The organism is Rhodobacter aestuarii, from assembly GCF_900156655.1.
GTDB lineage: Bacteria > Pseudomonadota > Alphaproteobacteria > Rhodobacterales > Rhodobacteraceae > Rhodobacter > Rhodobacter aestuarii.
In genome coordinates, this window is the sequence record NZ_FTOG01000004.1 from 209,483 (window position 1) to 229,937 (window position 20,455).

Annotated in this window: 21 protein-coding genes; 8 read left to right on the plus strand and 13 right to left on the minus strand. The window is 61.6% G+C overall.

Annotated elements, in window-relative coordinates:
- Positions 1–82 precede the first annotated feature (82 nt).
- The 4 genes from BW967_RS07560 (at position 83) to dxs (ending at position 4,073) form a co-directional block, all read left to right on the plus strand.
- Positions 83–703: a queuosine precursor transporter gene (locus BW967_RS07560; RefSeq protein ID WP_076484450.1), complete on the plus strand. Its 621-nt coding sequence runs from the start codon at positions 83–85 to the stop codon at positions 701–703.
- 344 nt (positions 704–1,047) lie between these two features.
- A complete protein-coding gene (locus BW967_RS07565) occupies positions 1,048–1,290 on the plus strand; it encodes an exodeoxyribonuclease VII small subunit (RefSeq protein ID WP_076484451.1) in 243 nt (80 codons plus the stop codon).
- Positions 1,290–2,156, plus strand: a complete 867-nt coding sequence (locus tag BW967_RS07570) for a polyprenyl synthetase family protein (protein ID WP_076484452.1) — start codon at positions 1,290–1,292, stop codon at positions 2,154–2,156. The genes BW967_RS07565 and BW967_RS07570 overlap by 1 nt, the downstream gene beginning before the upstream one ends.
- Before the next feature lie 6 nt (positions 2,157–2,162).
- On the plus strand, positions 2,163–4,073 hold the full coding sequence (dxs, locus tag BW967_RS07575) for a 1-deoxy-D-xylulose-5-phosphate synthase (protein ID WP_076484453.1): 1,911 nt from the start codon (positions 2,163–2,165) through the stop codon (positions 4,071–4,073).
- A 183-nt stretch (positions 4,074–4,256) separates the two neighbouring features.
- Here the strand turns inward: dxs and BW967_RS07580 are convergent, their stop codons facing one another.
- Genes BW967_RS07580 through mbfA form a run of 4 tightly spaced genes read right to left on the minus strand, consistent with a single transcriptional unit; the run spans position 4,257 to position 7,710 of the window.
- Complete coding sequence (locus tag BW967_RS07580; protein WP_076484454.1) at positions 4,257–5,165, minus strand: ornithine cyclodeaminase family protein; 909 nt, start codon at positions 5,163–5,165, stop codon at positions 4,257–4,259.
- Positions 5,162–5,779 (minus strand): HAD family hydrolase, encoded by a 618-nt coding sequence (locus BW967_RS07585; RefSeq protein ID WP_083952028.1) that lies wholly within the window; start codon positions 5,777–5,779, stop codon positions 5,162–5,164. Before BW967_RS07585 ends, BW967_RS07580 begins: the two co-directional genes overlap by 4 nt.
- Positions 5,776–6,693 (minus strand): AEC family transporter, encoded by a 918-nt coding sequence (locus BW967_RS07590; RefSeq protein WP_076484456.1) that lies wholly within the window; start codon positions 6,691–6,693, stop codon positions 5,776–5,778. The genes BW967_RS07585 and BW967_RS07590 overlap by 4 nt, the downstream gene beginning before the upstream one ends.
- Positions 6,694–6,732: 39 nt before the next feature.
- A complete protein-coding gene (gene mbfA, locus BW967_RS07595; RefSeq protein WP_076484457.1) occupies positions 6,733–7,710 on the minus strand; it encodes an iron exporter MbfA in 978 nt (325 codons plus the stop codon).
- A gap of 156 nt (positions 7,711–7,866) precedes the next feature.
- Here mbfA and BW967_RS18680 point away from each other — a divergent pair, with 156 nt between their 5' ends.
- The 3 genes from BW967_RS18680 to pncB all read left to right on the plus strand — a co-directional run bounded on the left by BW967_RS18680 (position 7,867) and on the right by pncB (position 10,059).
- Positions 7,867–8,025: a hypothetical protein gene (locus BW967_RS18680; RefSeq protein ID WP_170952620.1), complete on the plus strand. Its 159-nt coding sequence runs from the start codon at positions 7,867–7,869 to the stop codon at positions 8,023–8,025.
- A gap of 114 nt (positions 8,026–8,139) precedes the next feature.
- Positions 8,140–8,748: a bifunctional nicotinamidase/pyrazinamidase gene (pncA, locus tag BW967_RS07600; RefSeq protein WP_076484458.1), complete on the plus strand. Its 609-nt coding sequence runs from the start codon at positions 8,140–8,142 to the stop codon at positions 8,746–8,748.
- 3 nt (positions 8,749–8,751) lie between these two features.
- Positions 8,752–10,059 (plus strand): nicotinate phosphoribosyltransferase, encoded by a 1,308-nt coding sequence (gene pncB / locus BW967_RS07605; protein ID WP_076484459.1) that lies wholly within the window; start codon positions 8,752–8,754, stop codon positions 10,057–10,059.
- Here pncB and BW967_RS07610 read toward each other — a convergent pair.
- The 6 genes from BW967_RS07610 to BW967_RS07635 all read right to left on the minus strand — a co-directional run bounded on the left by BW967_RS07610 (position 10,056) and on the right by BW967_RS07635 (position 16,818).
- Positions 10,056–11,552, minus strand: a complete 1,497-nt coding sequence (locus tag BW967_RS07610) for an inorganic phosphate transporter (protein WP_076484460.1) — start codon at positions 11,550–11,552, stop codon at positions 10,056–10,058. The two genes, pncB and BW967_RS07610, sit on opposite strands and share 4 nt — an antisense overlap.
- A gap of 86 nt (positions 11,553–11,638) precedes the next feature.
- A complete protein-coding gene (locus BW967_RS07615) occupies positions 11,639–12,097 on the minus strand; it encodes an NUDIX hydrolase (RefSeq protein ID WP_076484461.1) in 459 nt (152 codons plus the stop codon).
- Positions 12,094–13,068: a phosphotransferase enzyme family protein gene (locus BW967_RS07620; protein WP_076484462.1), complete on the minus strand. Its 975-nt coding sequence runs from the start codon at positions 13,066–13,068 to the stop codon at positions 12,094–12,096. The genes BW967_RS07615 and BW967_RS07620 overlap by 4 nt, the downstream gene beginning before the upstream one ends.
- Complete coding sequence (locus BW967_RS07625) at positions 13,065–14,327, minus strand: aspartate aminotransferase family protein (protein WP_076484463.1); 1,263 nt, start codon at positions 14,325–14,327, stop codon at positions 13,065–13,067. Before BW967_RS07625 ends, BW967_RS07620 begins: the two co-directional genes overlap by 4 nt.
- Entirely contained in the window at positions 14,320–14,742 is a 423-nt protein-coding gene (arfB, locus tag BW967_RS07630) for an alternative ribosome rescue aminoacyl-tRNA hydrolase ArfB (protein WP_076484464.1), read from the minus strand. Before arfB ends, BW967_RS07625 begins: the two co-directional genes overlap by 8 nt.
- A 63-nt stretch (positions 14,743–14,805) precedes the next feature.
- Complete coding sequence (locus BW967_RS07635) at positions 14,806–16,818, minus strand: NADPH-dependent 2,4-dienoyl-CoA reductase (RefSeq protein ID WP_076484465.1); 2,013 nt, start codon at positions 16,816–16,818, stop codon at positions 14,806–14,808.
- Positions 16,819–17,070: 252 nt separating this feature from the next.
- Between BW967_RS07635 and BW967_RS07640 the strand changes: the two genes are divergently transcribed.
- Positions 17,071–17,976: a LysR family transcriptional regulator gene (locus BW967_RS07640; RefSeq protein WP_076484466.1), complete on the plus strand. Its 906-nt coding sequence runs from the start codon at positions 17,071–17,073 to the stop codon at positions 17,974–17,976.
- 30 nt (positions 17,977–18,006) lie between these two features.
- On the opposite strand, the gene BW967_RS07645 is transcribed toward BW967_RS07640, so the two are convergent.
- Genes BW967_RS07645 through BW967_RS07655 form a run of 3 tightly spaced genes read right to left on the minus strand, consistent with a single transcriptional unit; the run spans position 18,007 to position 20,377 of the window.
- Positions 18,007–18,945 (minus strand): OmpA family protein, encoded by a 939-nt coding sequence (locus tag BW967_RS07645; protein ID WP_076484467.1) that lies wholly within the window; start codon positions 18,943–18,945, stop codon positions 18,007–18,009.
- A complete protein-coding gene (locus BW967_RS07650; RefSeq protein ID WP_076484468.1) occupies positions 18,942–19,652 on the minus strand; it encodes a GNAT family N-acetyltransferase in 711 nt (236 codons plus the stop codon). The genes BW967_RS07645 and BW967_RS07650 overlap by 4 nt, the downstream gene beginning before the upstream one ends.
- Complete coding sequence (locus tag BW967_RS07655) at positions 19,649–20,377, minus strand: competence/damage-inducible protein A (RefSeq protein ID WP_076484469.1); 729 nt, start codon at positions 20,375–20,377, stop codon at positions 19,649–19,651. Before BW967_RS07655 ends, BW967_RS07650 begins: the two co-directional genes overlap by 4 nt.
- Between the last annotated feature and the right edge of the window lie 78 nt (positions 20,378–20,455).

The window sequence follows — 20,455 nt, forward strand, 5'->3', positions numbered from 1 at the left end:
GATGCCGGGCGCGGGCGTATCCGCGCCCCGTCCGCATGGTGCGGACCATGTCCCCGCTACCATGTAAAAACGGTGATCCAATATGCGCTACCTGCCCGGCATTCTTGCCATGGCCGCCATTGTGGTGGCCTCTAACATCCTCGTGCAGCATCTTTACGGCCAATGGCTGACGCTCGGGGCTTTCACCTATCCCTTCGCCTTTCTGGTCACCGACCTGACGAACCGTCTGCAAGGCGCGCGCGCCGCGCGGCTGGTTGTGGTCTCGGGCTTTGTCGTCGGTGTGATTTGTTCGCTGATTGGCTCGCAAATCATGGGCGAGTTCGGTCCGCTGGTGAGCTTCCGCGTCGCTTTGGCCTCTGGTCTGGCCTTCCTCACGGCGCAACTCACTGATGTGTCGATCTTTAACCGCCTGCGCGCGCGCGGCGGCTGGTGGAAAGCGCCGCTCGCCTCGACTTTGGTTGGCTCGAGCCTCGACACGGTGATCTTCTTCACCATCGCCTTCGCCGCGCAATTGACCTTCCTTGAGCCGGCCAATGATGTGGCTTGGGCTAATGAAATCCTGCCGCTTTTGGGGCTTGGACCCGCGCTGCCGCTCTGGGTGTCGCTCGCGCTGGCCGATTGGTGCGTAAAAATTGCGCTTGCGGTCGTCGCGCTGGTGCCTTTCCGGGCATTTATTTGGCGTGTCACGCCACGGTTAGCGTAATTTTACTTGTCATACACCAAATCTGTGCCACCCTTTCCTTATCGGCAACGCATTGAAAGGAGGTGGTCCAGTGTCTAGAGTGATATTGGAGAGAGGTGTCGGGACAGTTATGGGGGCCGAGGCCTGAGGGCAGACCCAAAGGTTTCATCCATAGCTGGGACGGAGGATCTGATCCAGACCCTAACCGGACCATCTCCGTAGATCTCGGGGGTCGCAGGGAAATCCCGCGACCCTTTCTCTTTGCGACTTATCGACCGAGGGGGCTTTTCAGGCCCCCTTTTTGCTGTCTGGGGCTGGATTCGGGCGCCGCGCCGTGGCACTCCGAGAGGGTCTTGGAGGGGCCGATGGCGGAAATCGAAATTGCAGACATGACGTTTGAGCAGGCGATGGCCGCGCTTGAACAGGTGGTCAATCAGCTAGAACGCGGCGAAGTGGCGCTGGATCAGTCGATCCGGCTCTCGGAACGTGGGGCATTGCTCAAGGAGCGCTGCGCGGAGCTGCTTAAGGAAGCCGAGGAGCGGGTCGAAAAGATCACCCTTGGCGAAGGCGGGGTGCCCAAAGGCACGCAACCGGTGGAAGGTCTGTAATGTTCGATCAACGTCTGAAGGAAGTGCAAGACGCGGTGGAAACCGCGATGCAAGCGACCATTGCCGCGTTTCCGCAAAGCGATCTGCGCGATGCCATGGCCTATGCTGCGCAAGGCGGCAAGCGGCTGCGTGCATTTTTGGTGCTGGAATCGGCCCGCATTCATGGGCTGAGCGATGACCAAGCCATGCCCGCCGCGCTCGCGATTGAGGCATTGCATGCCTATTCGCTCGTCCATGATGACATGCCCTGCATGGATGATGATGACCTGCGTCGCGGCCAGCCCACGGTGCACCGCAAATGGGATGAGGCGACCGCCGTTTTGGTCGGCGATGCGCTGCAAACGATGGCGTTTGAACTTTGTGCCGAACCGGTGCTGGGCGATGCGGAACATCGCATTGCGCTGGTGAAAGCTTTGGCCGAGGGTTCGGGCGCGGCAGGCATGGTCTACGGCCAAGCGCTCGACATTGCCGCGGAAACGGCTGCAGCGCCGCTTTCGCTCGACGACATTATCAAACTGCAAGCGGGCAAAACCGGGGCGTTGATTTCCTTTGCCGCGCAGGCGGGGGCTATTTTGGCGGGGGCCGACCGGGCGCCGCTTGCGGCCTATGCGAAAGCGCTCGGCCTTGCCTTTCAGATCGCGGACGACATCTTGGACGTGGAAGGCAGCGAGGAAGCGGCAGGAAAACGCCTTGGCAAAGATGCCGATGCGGGCAAGGCGACCTTCGTTTCCCACCTTGGCTTGGCGGGCGCAAAAGCGCGCGCGGCTGAATTGGTTGCCGAAGCCGTTGCGGCGCTGGAGCCCTACGGCCCCGCCGCTGAACCCCTGCGCGATGCCGCGCGTTTCGTGATCGCCCGTGATAAGTAAAGACCGATGAGCCAACCGCCAATCACCCCCGTTCTTGATAAGGTCCGCTTGCCGTCGGATCTCAAATCCCTTTCTGATCGTGATCTGCAACGCTTGGCCGATGAGCTGCGGGCCGAGACCATTTCCGCGGTCTCGGAGACCGGGGGGCACCTTGGGGCCGGGCTGGGCGTGGTGGAACTGACGGTTGCCCTGCATGCCGTCTTTGATTGCCCGCGCGACAAGATCATTTGGGATGTGGGTCACCAATGCTACCCGCATAAGATCCTGACCGGGCGGCGCGACCGTATTCGCACCCTGCGCACTAAGGGCGGGCTGTCGGGTTTCACCAAGCGGTCTGAGAGCCCCTATGACGCGTTTGGGGCAGGGCATAGCTCAACCTCCATCTCGGCGGCGACGGGCTTCACCATGGCGCGCGAACTGGGTTCGGAATGCGGCGATGCGATTGCCATCATTGGCGATGGCGCGCTGACGGGGGGGATGGCGTTCGAGGCGCTCAACCACGCGGGCCATCTGGGCAAGCGGATGTTTGTGGTGCTCAACGACAATGAAATGTCGATCGCACCGCCGGTGGGGGCGTTGTCGTCTTATCTGACCCGGCTTTATTCCGAAGCGCCGATGCAAGACCTGCGCGCCGTGGCCAAAGGGGCTGTCAGCCTGTTGCCCGAACCCTTCCAAGAGGGTGCACGCCGGGCCAAGGAAATGCTCAAAGGCATGGCCGTGGGCGGCACGCTTTTTGAAGAGCTGAACTTCTCATATGTCGGGCCGGTCGATGGGCACGACCTTGATACGCTCTTGCATCTGTTCCGCAGCCTCAAGACCCGCGCCACCGGGCCGGTGCTGATCCATGCGGTGACGAAAAAGGGCAAGGGCTATGCGCCCGCCGAAAACCGCCCCGACCGAGGCCATGCCACCGCGCGCTTTGACGTGCAAACCGGCGCGCAGCACAAATCGCCCTCCAATGCGCCGAACTACACCAAGGTCTTTGCCGAGAGCCTGATCGACGAGGCGTCGCGCGATGAAAAGATCGTCGCCGTGACGGCGGCCATGCCCGAAGGCACGGGGCTCAACCTCTTTGCCGAGCGGTTCCCGCGCCGCTGCTTTGATGTGGGCATCGCCGAACAGCATGGCGTGACCTTCTCGGCCGGTTTGGCCGCAGGCGGTATGAAGCCGTTTTGCGCGATCTATTCGACCTTCTTGCAGCGCGGCTATGACCAGATCGTGCATGATGTGGCGATCCAACGCCTGCCGGTGCGCTTTGCCATCGACCGGGCGGGGCTCGTGGGCGCGGATGGCGCGACCCATGCGGGCAGCTATGACATTGCCTTTATGGCGAACCTGCCGGGCATGGTGGTGATGGCCGCCGCTGATGAGGCTGAGCTTGTGCATATGGTCGCCACGGCGGCCGCGCATGACGAGGGGCCGATTGCCTTCCGTTATCCGCGCGGCGAGGGGATGGGCGTCGATATGCCCGCCCAAGGCGTGCCGCTTGAAATTGGCAAAGGCCGGATCGTGGCCGAAGGCGCGCGGGTGGCAATTTTGTCTTTTGGTACGCGTTTGGCCGAAGTGCTGAAAGCGCGCGAGGCTTTGGCCGCACGCGGGATGGCGCCGACCGTGGCTGACGCGCGCTTTGCCAAGCCGCTTGATACCGATCTGATCTTGCAATTGGTGGCCGAGCATGAGGCGCTGATTTGCATCGAAGAAGGCGCCGTGGGCGGCTTTGGCAGCCATGTCGCACAGTTCCTGAGCGAGCAAGGCGTCTTTGATCAGGGCTACAAGTTCCGCTCGATGGTGCTGCCCGATACGTTCATCGACCATGCGAATCCGGCGGATATGTATGCCTCGGCCAAGATGAACGCCGAGGATATCGAGGCAAAGGTGCTTGAGGTCTTGGGCGTCGCGGTTGCGAAACGCGCCTGATCTGCACACAAAGGGACGCGCCCGAACCTTGGGTGGGCGCGTCGCTCCGCCGGGCATGAGCGCTTTATCGGGTAAGTCCTCCATCGTTTTCGCGATGCGCGACATCCCAATGCGCCCTCCCGGGGGAAGGGTCGGGCGCGGCCCGGGCTGGTCGCCCGGGCGATTGCTCTGTTTGGCTGGCGCTTAACCCTGCACCGCGTCCAAAATGTAGCGCGCGGTCATCAGGTCCAGATGCGCCCCGCCGCCATTTTTGCACAGCGTGATTTCCTCGGCGCTTTGGCGGGCAAAGGTGCCAAAGCCTAGGTCGTAGTAATCCGCAACAATCTCCGTTTCAGCCAGCACGCCGCGCGCGATAGGGTCGCGGAATTCGCCGATGTGATGCACCGTTGTCGCGCGGGCATCGCAAAAAATCCGCGCGCGTTTTAGCGCCACATCATCTGCCTCGCGCATATCGGGGCGGAAGGCACCGATCAGGTCAACATGGGTGCCCGATTGTAGCCAGTCACCACGCAGCCACGGCTCTTTCGCCATTGTCGTGCCCGCCACAATCTCGGCCTGTCCCAGCGCGGTTTCCAAATCCATCTCGACCGCTGCGCCCATGCGGTCGGCCAAAGCCTCGGCACCGGCTGGTGAGCGGTTCCAGATCGTGAAAGACGCTTCCGGGAAGGCTGCACGATAGGCCGAAATCATTGAGGCTGCGACATTGCCCGCGCCGCAAATCAGGATGTTGCGCGCCTCGGGCCGGGCAAGGCGACGCGCGGCCAACAGGCTGTCGCCCGCCGTTTTCCATTTGGTGACCAGACCAAAATCCAGCACTGCATCCAACAGCCCGGTTTGATTGTTCATCAGCATCACGCCGCCGTTCACTGTGGCAAGGTCTGGCGCATTGCCGGGCACGATGGTCGCGGCTTTCACCAACATGCCCAGCCCGTCAATCACGGCAGAGCGGGTCAACAGCGTGTCTTTGCCACGATAAAGGAAGCTATCGGCCACCTCTGGGCGGGGCAGGGCGTGGCCCGCCGCCAAAGCATCGGTGAGCGCGATCCAGTCCAGTTTTGCTTCGGCCTCGGGGCCGATCATTGCGGGCGTCATGCGGCTTCCTCTGCGGTCAATAAGCCCTCGGCCACGAGCCGGTCGGCCCAGCCTTGGGGATGTTCAAAAAGATGGGTTTTCCAGCCGCGTGCGGCGGCGGCGTCAATATTTTCTGGCCTGTCATCCGCGAAAAGCAGATCCGGTCCCGCAAGACCTGTTTCTTGCTCCAAGAGCGCGTAAAAGCGCGGGTCGGGTTTGATCAGCCCATGATGGGCAGAGACAAACAGTCGATCAAAGTTGCGCAAATAGGGGTAGGCGTCGCAGGCGATTTCAAAGGTCTCGCGCCCAAAGTTTGAAAGCGCGAAAACCGGCACGCCCTTGGCCTTCAGCGCCGCCAAAAGCCGGGCTGAATGCGGGATGCCGGGGCTTGCCATCGTCAGCCATTCATCATGCCACAGCATGATCGCCTCGGCCCAATCTGGGCGGGCTTTGGCGAGCGCCTCCACCGTTTCGCGGAACGGTGCGCCAAGGTCGATTTGCTCGTTATGCTCATGGATGCCGCTATTGGCAAAAAAAGCCGCCGCGCGCTCGGCCCCGAGGTGGGCTTCATAAAACGGTTCCGGGTTCCATTCGATCAGCACTTTGCCGATGTCGAACACAACAGCTTTGGTCATTGGTGCACCCATGCGATGACGGCGGGAATGGTGAGAATGCTCACGGCAGTAGAAAAGAGGATCGCCGAAGACACGCGCTGCGGGGCAACGCTGAAATGTGCGGCCAGAATATAGACATTGCCCGCCACCGGGAGGGCGGCGGCGGCAATCATCACCCCCGCGGCAAAGGGTTCGACCGGGAAGATCAGCAGCGCCGCAATGGCGACGGCAAGGGGATGCAGGAACAGCTTCGCGGCGGAGAGCCAAAGCGCCGGCCCCACCTTTTCGGCACTGCGCCCGGCAAGCGAGGCGCCAATGGCAAACAGCGCGCCGGGCGTGGCGGCTGCGCCTAAAAGTTTGGTGAATTCATCCAGCGGGCCGGGCATCGGCAGATGCAAAAGCGCCCAAGCGAGCCCCGCCACCATCGAAACGATCATCGGGTTCTTCACCAGCCCCAGCGCCAGCGGCGCAAAGGCCACCCGGCCGTGGCGGGCATAGGTGATGATCAGCGTGATCAGGGTTGAAAAGACAATCATATCGGCGGCCAGCACCATCAGCACCGGGCCTGCGGCCTTGGGGCCAAGCAAAACCACCAGCATCGGCACGCCCAAAAAGCCGGTGTTGCCGGTCATCGTGGTGTGCGCCTCCATTGCCGCCTCGGCCAAGGGGCGGGTGCGGGCTTTGGCGACGATAAAGCCGATGATCCACACCAAGAAAGAGCCGGTCAGATAGGCGGCAAAAAAGGCGGGATCGAAAAGTTCCTCAAGCGGCAGCGTGGCGGTAAACCGAAACAGCATCGCCGAAAGCGCGAAGTAAAAGACGAACTTCGTCAGCCATGCCGTCGCCTCTGCCGGGAAAAAGCGCAGTTGCCCTGCGCCCCAGCCCAGCCCGATCAGGCCAAAGAACGGCAATGTCTTGAGGAAGATTTCCCACATGCGCCAGCGCTAGCATGCGCCAAGCGCCAGCACCATCCCCTAGCCTGCGCCGATCAGCGCGCCCGCCGCAAAGACCAAGGCGCCGCCAATCACCACCTGCGTGACGGCGCGCAAGATCGGCGTTTCCATATATTTGTTCTGGATCCACGCAATCGCCCAAAGCTCGACGAACACGATGATCATCGCGATGGTGGTCGCGGTCCAGAAATCGGGGATCAAATAGGGCAGGGCGTGGCCCAAACCGCCCACCGTCGTCATGATGCCAGAGGCAAGGCCGCGTTTGAGCGGGGAGCCGCGACCGGAGATCACGCCATCATCATGCGCGGCTTCGGTAAAGCCCATCGAGATGCCTGCACCTACCGCCGCGGCAAGACCGACCAACAGAGTGGTTTTGGTGTCTTGCGTGGCAAAGGCGGTGGCGAAGATCGGGGCAAGGGTGGAGACAGAGCCATCCATCAACCCCGCCAGCCCCGGCTGCACCCATGTCAGCACAAATTGCCGATGCGCGGCTTGGTCTTCCTCGGACTTGGTGTCGTCATCGAGGTTTTCTTCCATCAGCGCTGCGGCATGTTTTTCGTGGCCGAGTTCCGCAGCGGCAAGATCGCCGAGAAGCTTGCGCGTATCGGCATCGGTGGTTTGCTGGGCGGCGCGGGTGTAGAAAGCGCCTGCCGTGCGCTCCATATCCTCAGCCTCGGCACGGATCGCTTCAAGCGACAGGTTCGCGGCCAGCCAGACGGGTTTGCGATTGTAAAAGCCCGCCACGTGTTCGCGGCGAATGAGGGGAATCACCTGACCAAAGCGCGCGGCATGACGGTCGATCAGCATCCTGCGGTGGCCGTCTTCCTCCTCCGCCATGCCCTCAAACACCGCTGCCGTGCCCGGATAGTCTTCGCGCAGGCGCTCCGCAAAGCTGCGATAGATCCGCGCGTCATCTTCTTCTGAAGAAATCGCAAGCGCGAGAATCTCTTGTTCGGACAGGTCTTTGAAGCGGCGGCGAGAGGCAATTCCGGGGAGCATGGCGTCATCCTGGTTAGAATTGTTCTAAAGTAGCGGCATTCCCGGAGCATACAACCGAATAATGTGAACTATCTAGTTCATTTTCATCTTGAAAAAGTGAACCGATGAGTTCATATAGATCATGTGAACCAAGTGGTTCAGAAAAGGAGATCCACGATGAAACGCCTCATTATCGGCCTTGTGGTTGCCACGATGACCGCTTCTGCCGCTGTTGCGGGGGGGTGGAGCTTTGATATGCCGCGGCTCGACTTCCCGGGTTCCGGCTCGCAAGTCACCCAAGGGTGCAACCATCTGACGCAGAAGTGCACGCACTAACCTGCCTATTTGCGCGGCGCCGTGCCCCTGTGGCAACGGCGCCAATGCGCGAAACATTGACCCTGCTGCGCCTGCGGCCTACCCATTGGGTCTGAAAACCGGATGGGGGACAGTATGACCGAGCCGCGCGACGCGTTGATTGTCATCGACATTCAGAATGACTTCTGCCCCGGTGGCGCTTTGGCTGTTGCGGGGGGCGATGAAATTCTGCCGCAGGTCAATGCGATGATGGGCCAATTCCCGGTGCGGGTGCTGACGCAAGATTGGCACCCGGAAAACCATTCCTCTTTTGCCGCCAATCACCAAGGCGCGGAGCCGTTTTCTGAAATTGATATGCCCTACGGCAAGCAGACGCTGTGGCCGGTGCATTGTGTGCAGGGCTCGGAAGGGGCTGACTTTCATACGGCGCTGGATGTGGAGCGGGCCGATCTGATCTTGCGCAAAGGCTTTCGCGCGCCGATCGACAGCTATTCTGCCTTCTTTGAAAACGACCATGAAACGCAAACCGGGCTTGCGGGCTATTTGCGCGACCGAGGCGTGACGCGGCTGACCTTTGTAGGCTTGGCGCTCGATTATTGCGTGGCGTGGTCGGCGATGGATGCGGCGAAGCTTGGCTTTGAGGTGCGCGTTTTGGAAAGCGCCTGTCGCGCGATTGATTTGAACGGTTCGCTGGATGCGGCGCGTGCAGCGATGCTGGCCGCTGGCGTGACCTTGGAAGCCTAAGACATGGTCGATATCGCCACCCGCGTTTACAATCACCGCTGGCAGATTGACCCGATTGTGCGGTCTTTGCTGGATACCGACTTTTACAAGCTGCTGATGTGCCAGTCGGTCTATCGCAATAACCGCGATACGCAGGTAACGTTTTCGCTGATCAACCGCACCAAATCGATCCGGCTGGCGGATTTGATTGATGAGGGCGAGTTGCGCGAGCAGTTGGACTATGCGCGCGGGCTGCGGCTTAGCCGGGGCGAAAGCACTTGGCTGCGCGGCAATACCTTTTACGGCAAGCGGCAGATGTTCCGCTCTGACTTCATGGAATGGTTCGAGACCTTCCAATTACCGCCCTATCATCTGGAAAAGCGCGACGGCCAATACGAACTCACCTTTGAGGGCAATTGGCCCGAGGTGATGATGTGGGAAATTCCGGCGCTGGCGATCTTGATGGAGCTGCGTTCGCGCGCGGTGCTGCGCGAGATGAAGCGGTTTGAACTGCAAGTGCTTTATGCGCGCGGCATGACTCGCGTGTGGGAAAAGATCGAGCGGCTCAAGCGCATCGACGGGCTCAAGATCGCCGATTTCGGCACCCGTCGGCGGCATGGGTTTTTGTGGCAAGATTGGTGCGTGCAGGCGATGGTCGAGGGCTTGGGCGAAGCCTCTCAAGGCGGGGCGTTCACCGGCACCTCGAATTGTCTGATTGCGATGCGGCGCGACCTAGAGGCCGTGGGCACCAACGCCCATGAATTGCCGATGGTAATGGCGGCTCTGGCCGATAGCGATGCCGAGTTGCGCGATGCGCCCTATAAGGTGCTTGAAAACTGGCATGAAGAGCATGATGGCAATCTGCGCATCATCTTGCCCGACACCTATGGCACCAAGGGGTTCTTGGAGCGCGCCCCCGATTGGCTGGCGGCGTGGACCGGCATTCGCATCGATTCTGGCAACCCGTTTGAAAGCGCGGAAACGGCGATCAACTGGTGGAAGGCGCGTGGAGAAGACCCCACGCAAAAGCTGGTGATTTTTTCTGACGGACTTGATGTGGCGCAGATCGAAGAATTGCACGCACGGTTCAAAGGCCGGGTGAAGGTCAGCTTCGGCTGGGGCACGCTGTTGACGAATGATTTCCGCGACCTTGTGCCCGGCGATGCTTTGGGGCCGTTTAGCCTTGTGTGCAAAGCGGTGGCGGCGAATGGCCGGCCCACGGTCAAACTGTCCGACAACCCAGAAAAAGCCACTGGCCCGGCGGGCGAGATTTCGCGCTACCGCCGGGTGTTTGAGGTGGGCGCGCAAGAGCGCATGGACGTGCTGGTTTAACCGGCCAGCGCGTTTAGCATCAGGAACAACAGCCCCGACAATAGCGCCGAGGCGGGCACGGTAATCACCCAAGCCGCGGCGACGGTGGTCATATGTGCACGGCGCACCAGCAAACGGCGCGAGCGTTCCTCGGGCGGGACCGGTTTGCCCTTTTGCAGGCCAAGCATCCGCGAGCGGCGTTCGGAGTGCCATTCCCGGTAGAAGCCCACACCAAAGACGCCACCAACGGCGATATGGGTGGATGATACCGGCAGGCCCAGCCAAGAGGCGACAATCACCGTGATGGCGGCAGAAAGCGCCACACAAAAAGCGCGCATGGCGTTCAGCTTGGTGATCTCGGACCCCACAAGCTGGATCAGGCGCGGCCCAAACAGCATCAGCCCGACCGAGATCCCAAGCGCCCCCACAACCATCACCCAAAGCGGCACGGTGACGTTGTCGGCCAATTCGCCCGCTTCAACCGCATGCACAATTGCGGCCAGCGGCCCCACGGCATTGGCGACATCATTCGCACCATGCGCAAAGGAGAGAAGCGCCGCCGAAACCACAAGCGGCAGCGTGAAGAGCTTCTTGAGCGACTTTTTGCGGTTTTCCATATCGCGCGATTGGCGGCGCACCAGCGGCACCGCAAGCGCCCATGCCGCAAGGCCGAGCACAAGGCCGATCATCACCGCGCTAAACGGCTCGACATGGATGATGCGTTTCAGCCCCTTGATCGCCAGATAGGTCGCAAAAGCGCCCGTCATGATCCCAATAAGGCCCGGCACCCAGCGGCGCGCGGCGGCGATTTTGTCTTCAACATAAATCACCTTGGCCTTGATCAGCGCCAAGAAGGCGGCTGCAATCAGCCCTCCCATCACCGGTGAAATGACCCAGCTTGCCGCGATCTTGCCGATGGCCCCCCAATTCACGGCGGCAAAGCCCGCTGCGGCAATTCCGGCGCCGACAACGCCGCCAACGATGGAGTGGGTGGTGGAAACCGGTGCCCCCATCCATGTTGCGAGGTGCAACCAAAGCGCCGATGCCAAAAGCGCCGACATCATCGCCCAAACGAAATGCGCGGCATCGGGCACCGCATCGGGGGCCAAAATCCCGGTCGAGACGGTTTTGACCACATCGCCGCCCGCCAAAAGCGCGCCCGAGGTTTCAAAGATCGCGGCGATCAGCAACGCGCCGCCAAGCGTCAGCGCATTGGCCCCCACCGCCGGACCCATGTTGTTGGCCACATCGTTCGCGCCGATGTTAAGCGCCATATAGGCGCCAATCGCTGCCGCCCCGATCACGATCCACGCGCCCGGCTGTGCGCCCATCAAAACGCCCGCCGCCAGTGCCGCCAGCACGATGAAGGCGATCGACAGCCCCGGCGCCACAAGCGGCTTGGCAACAAACTGCGCGGCTTCCTCGATCCGACCGATCCGCTTGAGATCTTTGTCGAGGGTTTTCCACTGATTGATGGGAGGTGTGGTCACGGTTGCGGTCCCCGAACGACCCATCTGGCCGCGCGTTACCGGGCCGTCAGGATTCTGTTACATTCGGGCCGGGGGCCTAAACTGTTTGCGCCTTTAATTCAACGCCGCATTCACGAGAGCGTGCGCAAAAGCAGCTTCAAATCTTTTTCCTGAACCCGTTTGGCCGCCGCTTTTGGGGTAACCCATTTGCGTTTGCGCCGCCCGGCTTCGGGATATTTGTCTTCAAGCTCTTCAACATCAACAATAAAGCAAAGCACTTGGCAGCGCTGATCGAGGCCGGTCTTGCGCACCTTGGTGTAGACATAATTGCCGACGGGTTCGTGCTTGACGGTGCCCTTCACGCCCGCTTCTTCCCAAGCTTCACGCAGCGCCGCCTCGGCCAAGGTCTTGCCGCGCATCGGCCAGCCCTTCGGGACGATCCAGCGCCCGGTATCCAGCGAGGATACCAACAGCACCTCAACATCTTTCGTAGTCTCGGCATCGGGCCTGCGCAGGCAGAGCGCCGCGACTTGCAAAGCGTCTGGCTTCTTGCCCATGAGGGTGCCGAGAAAGTGCGGCATCTCCATCATGCGACTCCTTCCCAAGGAGCCGCATCCTTGAGCAGCAGCCGGGCAAGTTCAACCGCGCGGCGAGCATAGCTGCGTTGCCGCTTTGGGTCTTGGGCGGCGCGGGTGACCACCCAGCCCGCAGAGCTAAATGCCCTAAGGGAAAGGAAAAGTGGCAGGAGTTCGAGCTGGTCATCGGGTAATGCGCGGTGTTTGCGGTATCCCGCGACAAGTCGTCGCGCATGCTCCCCAAGAAGCGGATCCCCCCAGCTTTGGATCAAAACCGTCGCCAAGTCATAAAGCCGCCAGCCCGGCCCGCAGTCGTCAAAATCAATGAGCCTAAGCTTGCCTGCCTCGACCATCACATTCGAGCGCAGCACGTCAGCATGGATCGGGCCATAATCGGTGGCGCGGGGCAGCATCAGCGCTGCCTTCTCGCGGGCCTGTTGAAGAAGGGTAGATTCCTCCGCGCTTAGCGTTGGGTTCTCCCAAAACGGCCCGAGCCGGGGTGCAGGGCCCAAAAGCGCGTCTTGATCCCAGGCTGCACGGGGGAAGGGCGAGGGGCAAGCGCCCGCATCGGCTGCATTGTGTAGATGCGCCAAAAGTGCGCCCAAATCCTCGGCCCGTTCCAAAACGGCGGAGCCTTCAAGTTTTTCATCTGCCGCACCGAGCGGTTTGCCCGAAATCCAGCGCAGGCAAGAGGCCGTCATCCCCTGCACTTGCGCGACCCATGCTCCGCTGGCGGCGGGCAGCGGCTCCACCACAGCCACGCCTGCATCTGCAAGCTTTGCGCACCACGCCAGTTCACAGGCAATTGCCGCCGGGTCTTGGTAGCCGGGGCGGTGTAGCCGCAAAGCGAGTTTCGCGCCCGAACCATGCACGGTGGCAAAGACGATATTTTCAGACCGCCAAACCATTTGCAGCGGCGCGCCTTGGCACAGCCAAGCGCGCTGCGCAGCCCCGGCCAGTTCATAGGCTTTGGCGTCATCCATCATGCGGGCATCTCTTGCAGTATATCTTTGAGGGTTGTTGCCAGCATCTGCGCATTTTCACGCGAAAACGGCAGCGGCGGGCGCATTTTCAAAATGTGCTGGGCGCGTCCAACGCGGCCCAAAAGGATGCCTCTATCCTTCGCGGCTTCCACGACGCGGCCACAAAAGGCGCCATCGGGCAGGCCATCGCGTGCAAATTCAATCGCGAAGAATAGGCCCAAGCCGCGCACATCGGCAATCAACGGGTGACGCAACTCTAGCAAAAGCCCCAGCGCATAGGCGCCAACGGCTTCGGCGTTTTCCACCAGACCTTCGTCTTCGATCACATCCAAAACCGCATTGGCGGCGGCACAAGAAACGGGGTTGCCCGCGAAGGTGTTGAAATAGCCAAAAGCATTGCGGAAGGCCGCCATCACATCGGGCCGGGCCACGACGGCTGCCACCGGGTGCCCATTGCCCATCGGCTTGCCCAAGGTCACAAGATCGGGCGCAAAGCCCAAAAGCTCATGCCCCCACCAATGGCTGCCCAAGCGGCCAAAACCGGGCTGCACCTCATCACACAAAATCAGCCCGCCTGCGCGTTTCACAACGTTGACCGTAGCATCCAGAAACCCCGGTGCGAGCCCCGGCATCCCTTCATTGGCAAAGATCGGGCAGAGCATCAGACCGGCAAAGCCGTGGCCTGCTTGCTCTAGCTCTTCAATCGCCTGGGCCACATTCGCGGCAAAAGCCTTTGCCTGCGCCTTTGGGCTGCCGCCCAAGGGCGCGAGGCTATCGGGCGCGGGCACGCGGCGGATATGAGGCGGGTAGCCGCCAATCGGCGGGCGGCGGGTGGACAGATGTGCCACCGCCGTCGTGTTGCCGTGATAGGTGTTGTCGGTGGCGATCAAACCCGTCTTTCCTGTCACCGCCTGCGCCATGCGCAAAGCCACGTCATTCGCCTCAGACCCCGTGCAGGTCATCAGCATTTGGCTTAGCCCGTGGTCAAACTTGGCCACCAGCCGCTCGCCGTAATCAAGAATGCCTTCATGCAGATAGCGGCTGTGCGTGTTCAGTTGCGCGGCTTGGTGCGCGATCGCCTCAACCACGCGCGGATGACAATGCCCCAAATGTGCAACATTGTTATAACAATCGAGGTAGCGCCGTCCCTTGGCATCATAAAGCCAAACACCTTCGCCGCGCACAATATGCACGGGGTCATCATAGAAGGTGGGCACATTCGGGCCCAAAAGCGCTTCACGCCGCGCGATTAGATCAGTCATCTTCGCCCACTTTCCCGCGCAGGGATTTAACCTCGCCGCGGATGGATTTTGCCGCCAAGCGGCGGCGCTGGCTGCCCTTGGTGGGCTTGGTGGCAATGCGGCGCTTTGGGGCCACCAGCGCGGCCCGGATCATCTCGGCCAGCCGCTCGCGGGCCAGTTCGCGGTTGCGCGTTTGCGAGCGGGTCTCTTCTGCCCGGATCACAATCGCCCCATCCAAGGTCCATTTCCGCCCGGCAATCCGCTTGAGGCGCGCTTTGACCGCAGGCGTTAGATGCGGGCTGCGCTCTGCCTCAAAGCGCAGTTCCACCGCTGTCGACACCTTGTTGACGTTTTGCCCGCCGGGCCCTTGGGCGCGGGTGAAGCTTTCTGAAAGCTCCCAATCGGCAAGTGCCAAATTATCGTTGATCCAAAGCATGCGCAGACCCTAGCGGGCGCGGCAGAAAACGAAAGCGCTTTCGGCAGGAAATTTGCTGTGATCTCAGAGCATCGCGCCAAGTCGGGTGCCTTGGTCGATGGCGCGCTTGGCATCCAACTCGCCCGCGATATCGGCCCCGCCAATCACATGCGCCGCGATCCCTTGCGCCTTGAGGCTATCGGCCAAGCTGCGCTGGCTTTCTTGGCCCGCGCAAAGCACCACCGTTTCGGCTGCGATCAAGGTAGGGTTTTCACGCGCTTCCCCAAAGGTGATGTGCAGACCTTCGGGTGTGATACGCTCGTAATTCACCCCGCCCAACATCTTCACCCCTTTCGCGTTCAGCGCGGCGCGGTGAATCCAGCCCGTGGTTTTGCCCAAGCGGCGACCGGGCTTTTCGGGCTTGCGCTGCAAAAGCGTCACCTGCCGCGTGGGCGGACTTGGCGCGGGTTTAGCAAGGCCGCCGGGGGTTTGCGCCGGATCGCCCACGCCCCATTCGCGCGCCCAGTCTTCGGGGTGGAGGGTTGGACTTTCGCTCACGGTCAGGAATTCGGCAACGTCAAAGCCAATACCGCCCGCACCCACCACTGCAACGCGCGGCCCAGCTTCGGCGCGCCCGCTCAATAGATCAGCGTAGCTCACGGCTAATGCTTCGCCTTCAATGCCGGGGCTGCGGGGGGCAACGCCCGTGGCAATCACCACCTCGTCAAACTCGCCCAAATTGCGCACTGTCGCCTCGGTGCTGAGCCGCAGGCTCACGCCCGTTTTTTTCAGCATGGTGGCGAACCAGTCGGTGAGGCCGTGAAACTCCTCTTTCCCCGGAATGGTGCGGGCAAGGCAAAGCTGCCCGCCAATCTCGGCACCTTTTTCAAAAAGCTTCACCGCATGGCCCCGCTCGGCCAAGGTGATCGCGCAGGCCATGCCCGCTGGCCCCGCGCCCACCACGGCGATGCGTTTGGGGTTTTCCGCCGGTGCCAGAACCAGTTCGGTTTCATGCGCGGCGCGCGGGTTCACAAGACAGGTGGAGATTTTGCCCGAGAAAGTATGATCAAGGCAGGCTTGGTTGCAACCAATACAGGGGGCGATTTCCGCCGCGCGGCCGGTAGCGGCCTTGGCCACAAAATCGGGGTCCGCCAAGAAGGGCCGCGCAAGGCTGACCATATCCGCCTTTCCCTCGGCCAAGATGCCCTCGGCCACCTCCGGCGTGTTGATCCGGTTGGAGGTGATGACGGGGATCCCCACCTCGGGCCGCAAACGCCCCGTCAGCCATGCAAAGGCCGCGCGCGGGACAGAGGTGGCAATCGTCGGCACGCGCGCCTCATGCCAGCCGATCCCGGTGTTGAGCATCGTGGCGCCCGCCCCCTCAATCGCTTTGGCCAGCGTCACCACCTCGTCCCAAGTTGAGCCGTCGGGAATGAGATCAATCAGAGAGATACGAAAGATCACGATGAAATCTTGGCCCACCGCCGCGCGGACGCGTTTCATCACCTTAACGGGCAGGCGCATCCGGTTTTCATACGGTCCACCCCAGTCATCGGTGCGGCGGTTCACATGGCGCACAAGGAATTGATTGAGGAAATACCCCTCTGACCCCATCACCTCGACCCCGTCATAGCCCGCCTCGCGGGCGCGCGCCGCGGCGGTGGCGATGTCAGTGATTTGCTTTTCAATCCCCGCTGCATCCAGCTCTTTTGGCGGAAAGGGCGAGATGGGGGATTTGACCGCGCTGGCCGAGACGCATTCTGGCCCATAGGCATAGCGCCCGGCATGCAAGATTTGCATCGCGATCCGCCCGCCCGCGTCATGCACCCGGTCTGTGACCATCCGGTGATTGGCCATGTCTTCAGGCGTGAACAGCCCCGCCGCGCCGGGAAAGACCCCGCCTTCGCGATTGGGGGCCATGCCGCCCGTCACCATCAGCCCAACACCGCCGCGCGCGCGGGTGGCATAAAATTCGGCCACCCGGTTCCAATCTCCGGTTTCTTCAAGATTGGTATGCATCGATCCCATCAGCACACGGTTGGGCAACACCACATGCCCCAAATCAAGCGGGCTTAGCAGATGCGGATACTGGCTCATGATGTCCTCCCTTTGGGTCAGATTAGCCAGATGGCCTGCGCTGTCACGCCCAACGCCGCGTCATGGCGGGTAAGTTGCGGAAATGAGAGGCGGATCGGGCAAAACTAACCTTAGGTTTACCAAGGCAACAATCGTTTCCATGCCTTAACCGAACCCCGCAATTTCCCCGGTATTGTCCTTGGTGTGTCCCATTTGCGCCCGATTTGAGGGTGAAAGCTTTTGAGAACAGGAAACATTGCCGATGGATAACCGATGGACCGCCTGACCGAAATGGAAGCCTTTGCCACTGTTGTGGATCAGGGTGGCTTTACTGATGCTGCGAAGAAAATGGGTATCTCGAAATCTGCGGTGTCAAAGCATGTTTCCGCGCTGGAGGCGCGGCTTGGCGCGCGGCTTTTGAACCGTACCACGCGGCGCGTGTCGCCCACCGAGATTGGCCTCGCCTATTATGACCGCGCCCGACGTGTGCTCAACGACGCGGGGGAGGCCGATGCGCTTGTGACCTCCATGCAGGTCGCGCCCTCGGGGCTGTTACGGATTTCGGTGGCAACTGATTTTGGGGTCAACTTGCTCTCGCCCGTGCTTGGGGATTTCTTACAAGAATATCCCGAGATCACTGTGAATATGGTGCTCAATAACCGCTATGTGGAGCTGATTTCCGAAGGCTTTGATATGGCGATCCGGGTTGGCGAGTTGGAAGACAGCACGCTTCGCGCTCGAAAGCTGACGGAAACCGCCAAGCGGATGATCGCGGCCCCCGGCTATTTTGAGAAATACGGTCGCCCGACAAAGATCGACGATCTGAACGAACACAAGCTTTTGCATTATTCGAACCAGTCGAATGGCAATGTTTGGAAGATCACCGCGCCTTCGGGCGAGCGGCGGCAGGTGCGTTCTGCCGGTTGGCTGACGGTGAACGATGGGCAATCGCTGCTGCATGCCGCGATCGCGGGGCTGGGCATCGCCTATCTGCCCTCGTTCCTTTACGCCGAGGCGATGCAGCAAGGTTTGGTGGAAGAGGCCATGCCCGATCTGCCAATGGAAACGCTTGGCATCTATGCGGTTTACCCGCCGGGCCGGTTCACGCAGCCCAAAGTGCGCGCTTTCATTGATTTTCTGGCACAGACCTTCAACGACAAAGGTCCTGACAACTGGTGAGTTTTCGCGGCGCCTCTCCGCCCGGCGCTGTTACTTGGGGGTCGAGGCCAATACGGCTTCGACCCTTCTGTTTTGCTCGCGCCCCTCTGGGGTCAGGTTCGACGCACGCGGGGCAAGCCAGCCCGCGCCTTCGGCGCTCAGTTGTGCGGGGCTAACCCCATGCACCGAAATCAGCCGTTGCCGCACAGCTTCGGCGCGACGTTTTGAAAGCGCGATATTGCCCGCAAGCGAGCCGGAATTGTCCGTGTGCCCAACCAGCGCGACGCGCGCATCGGGGTGAATCGCCAGATAATCGGCCAGCGAAGCGAGCGTTTCGTAGTTTTTATTGCCGAGCGCAGCCGCCCCGCTTTCAAAGACCAGATCATCCAGCGGGACCGCGCCTTCGGCCTCAAGCAAGGTGCCAAGATCGCTGGTCTGTTCCGCTTGTGGCTGCGGGGAGGGTTGTGGTGCGGCCAAGGGCGTTGCCGGCACCGGTGCGGCCACTTCCTGCAAGGTGAAATTGGTCAGATGCACGAACCCGGACTCCGAGGAGCGGGAGACCGTTAGTGCCAACCAATCATCGCCCCGGCGCGCGGCCAAATAGCGAAAATCGCCCAAATCGACATGCATTTCGGGTTCGGGCAACAGATCGAGCGCGTAGCGGAAATCAAAGCCGCCGCAGGCATCCGTCTCGCATTCATAGACCACGGCATAGCCTGCCGCTTCGATCTGTGCGCGCAGGGGCGCAAAGATCTGAAGCGAGGTTTCTTGATTGCCGCGCAACCGCCAAGCCCGATCGGTGCGGCTGCCCTCAAGATGCTGGCTTGCAAGCGTAGCTTCCTGCCAAGGCCCGATGCGCATTTCATAAGAGGTTCCGGCGGCGGCGCGCTCAGCGGAAACCATCGCGCCTTGTGGCAAGGTGAGTTGCAATGGCGCGGCCACCGCAGGCGCTGCAAGGCAAATCAGGGGCAGGGCGAGCCAGCGTTTCATGCGGTGACCTCGCGGCGGTAATGGTAGGAACAGGTTTCAGCCATGCCCAAGGCACGGTAGAGCGCATTGGCGGGCGCATTGGCGCGGGTCACGACAAGCGCGAGCGTTTCGGCCCCTTGTTCGGCGGCCCAACGGGTGGCCTCGGCCATCATGGCGCGGGCAAGGCCGTGGCGGCGGAAGCTCGGCAGAACCGAAAGCGCGTGCACCATTGCGACGCCTTCATGGATCGCAACGAACCCTGCCCCAGCGGCGCGGTCTTGCTTGCGGCCCAGCACAACCGCTTTAGGGCCGGTTGCCCGCGCCATTACCGCTTGGCGTTCTGGGCCGATGCTGGTTTCGTCCCATACCTCGCGCGCAATTGCCAAGGGGGGCCAATGGGCAAAGGCGGTGACGGGTGGCACGTCTTGCGGCAATTGCGCGATGGGGACGGTATAGATCACCACCGGGTCAAAAAGCTCATAGCACCGTGCCTCTAGGGCCGCATCCAGCGCAGTATCTTCAGGGCGCAGCATGAATTTGGGTTGCTGGCCAAGGGCGCGGTGCGCAGCCTCCGCCGCCGCGATATCGGCTTGATCAAACGCTCCCTCTAGGCTCGCGCAGCTGACCCGCGATCCGCCACCCAACCCTTCGCGGATCACGAACCCCCCAACCCGGCGGGTGGAGGCCGCGGGCCAAGTGGCATCTATGACCGCGAAAAAATCGGTCATTGCCCCTCCGGGAACATGGCTTGCAGCGCGGTATAGGCCGCTGCGAGCGCGGCTTCATCAGTGGCGCGGGCCACAAGATTGGTGCCGTAACGGCCATCGGTCACGAAAGGGTAGGAGCCGAAAGAGACCTCTGGGTGATCTGCCGCCAGTTGCCGTAACTCATCTGCAATGGCGGCTTCGGCCACCATCAATTGCCAGTTGCGGCTGATCAGCGGCTTGCCACCCGCGAGGCGCGGCACCAGCCCCGCCACCATCGCTTGGAAGATATTAGGCACCCCCGCCATCACATGGCAGTTTTCCACGCTAAAGCCTGGTGCGCCGGAAACGGGGTTGTCGATCAACGCCGCGCCATCGGGAATGCGCGCCATGCGCAAACGCGCCTCGGTAAATTCCACCCCGCGCGCGGCATAATGCGCGGCCAAAATCGCGCGCGCATCTTCGCGCACGCCGATGTGCCTGCCAAAAGCCTCCGCCACTGCATCGGCGGTGATGTCATCATGCGTTGGCCCAATCCCCCCTGAAGTGAACAGATGATCATGCGCGCCCGCCAATTCGCGCACGGCGGCGATGATCGTGGGCGCATCGTCCGAAATCACCCGGATCTGGCGCAGGTCGATGCCGTGTTGCACCAGCACCCCCGCGAGGTGATGGGCGTTCCCTTCTCGGGTGCGCCCGGTCAGGATTTCATCGCCGATGATCAAAATAGCTGCGGTCGGGTTGGGCATGTGATCTCTCCTCGCGCATCGGTATAAGCGGCTGCGACGTTGCGGAAAAGCCCGGCTCTGGCCAAGCGGCGCGATTGT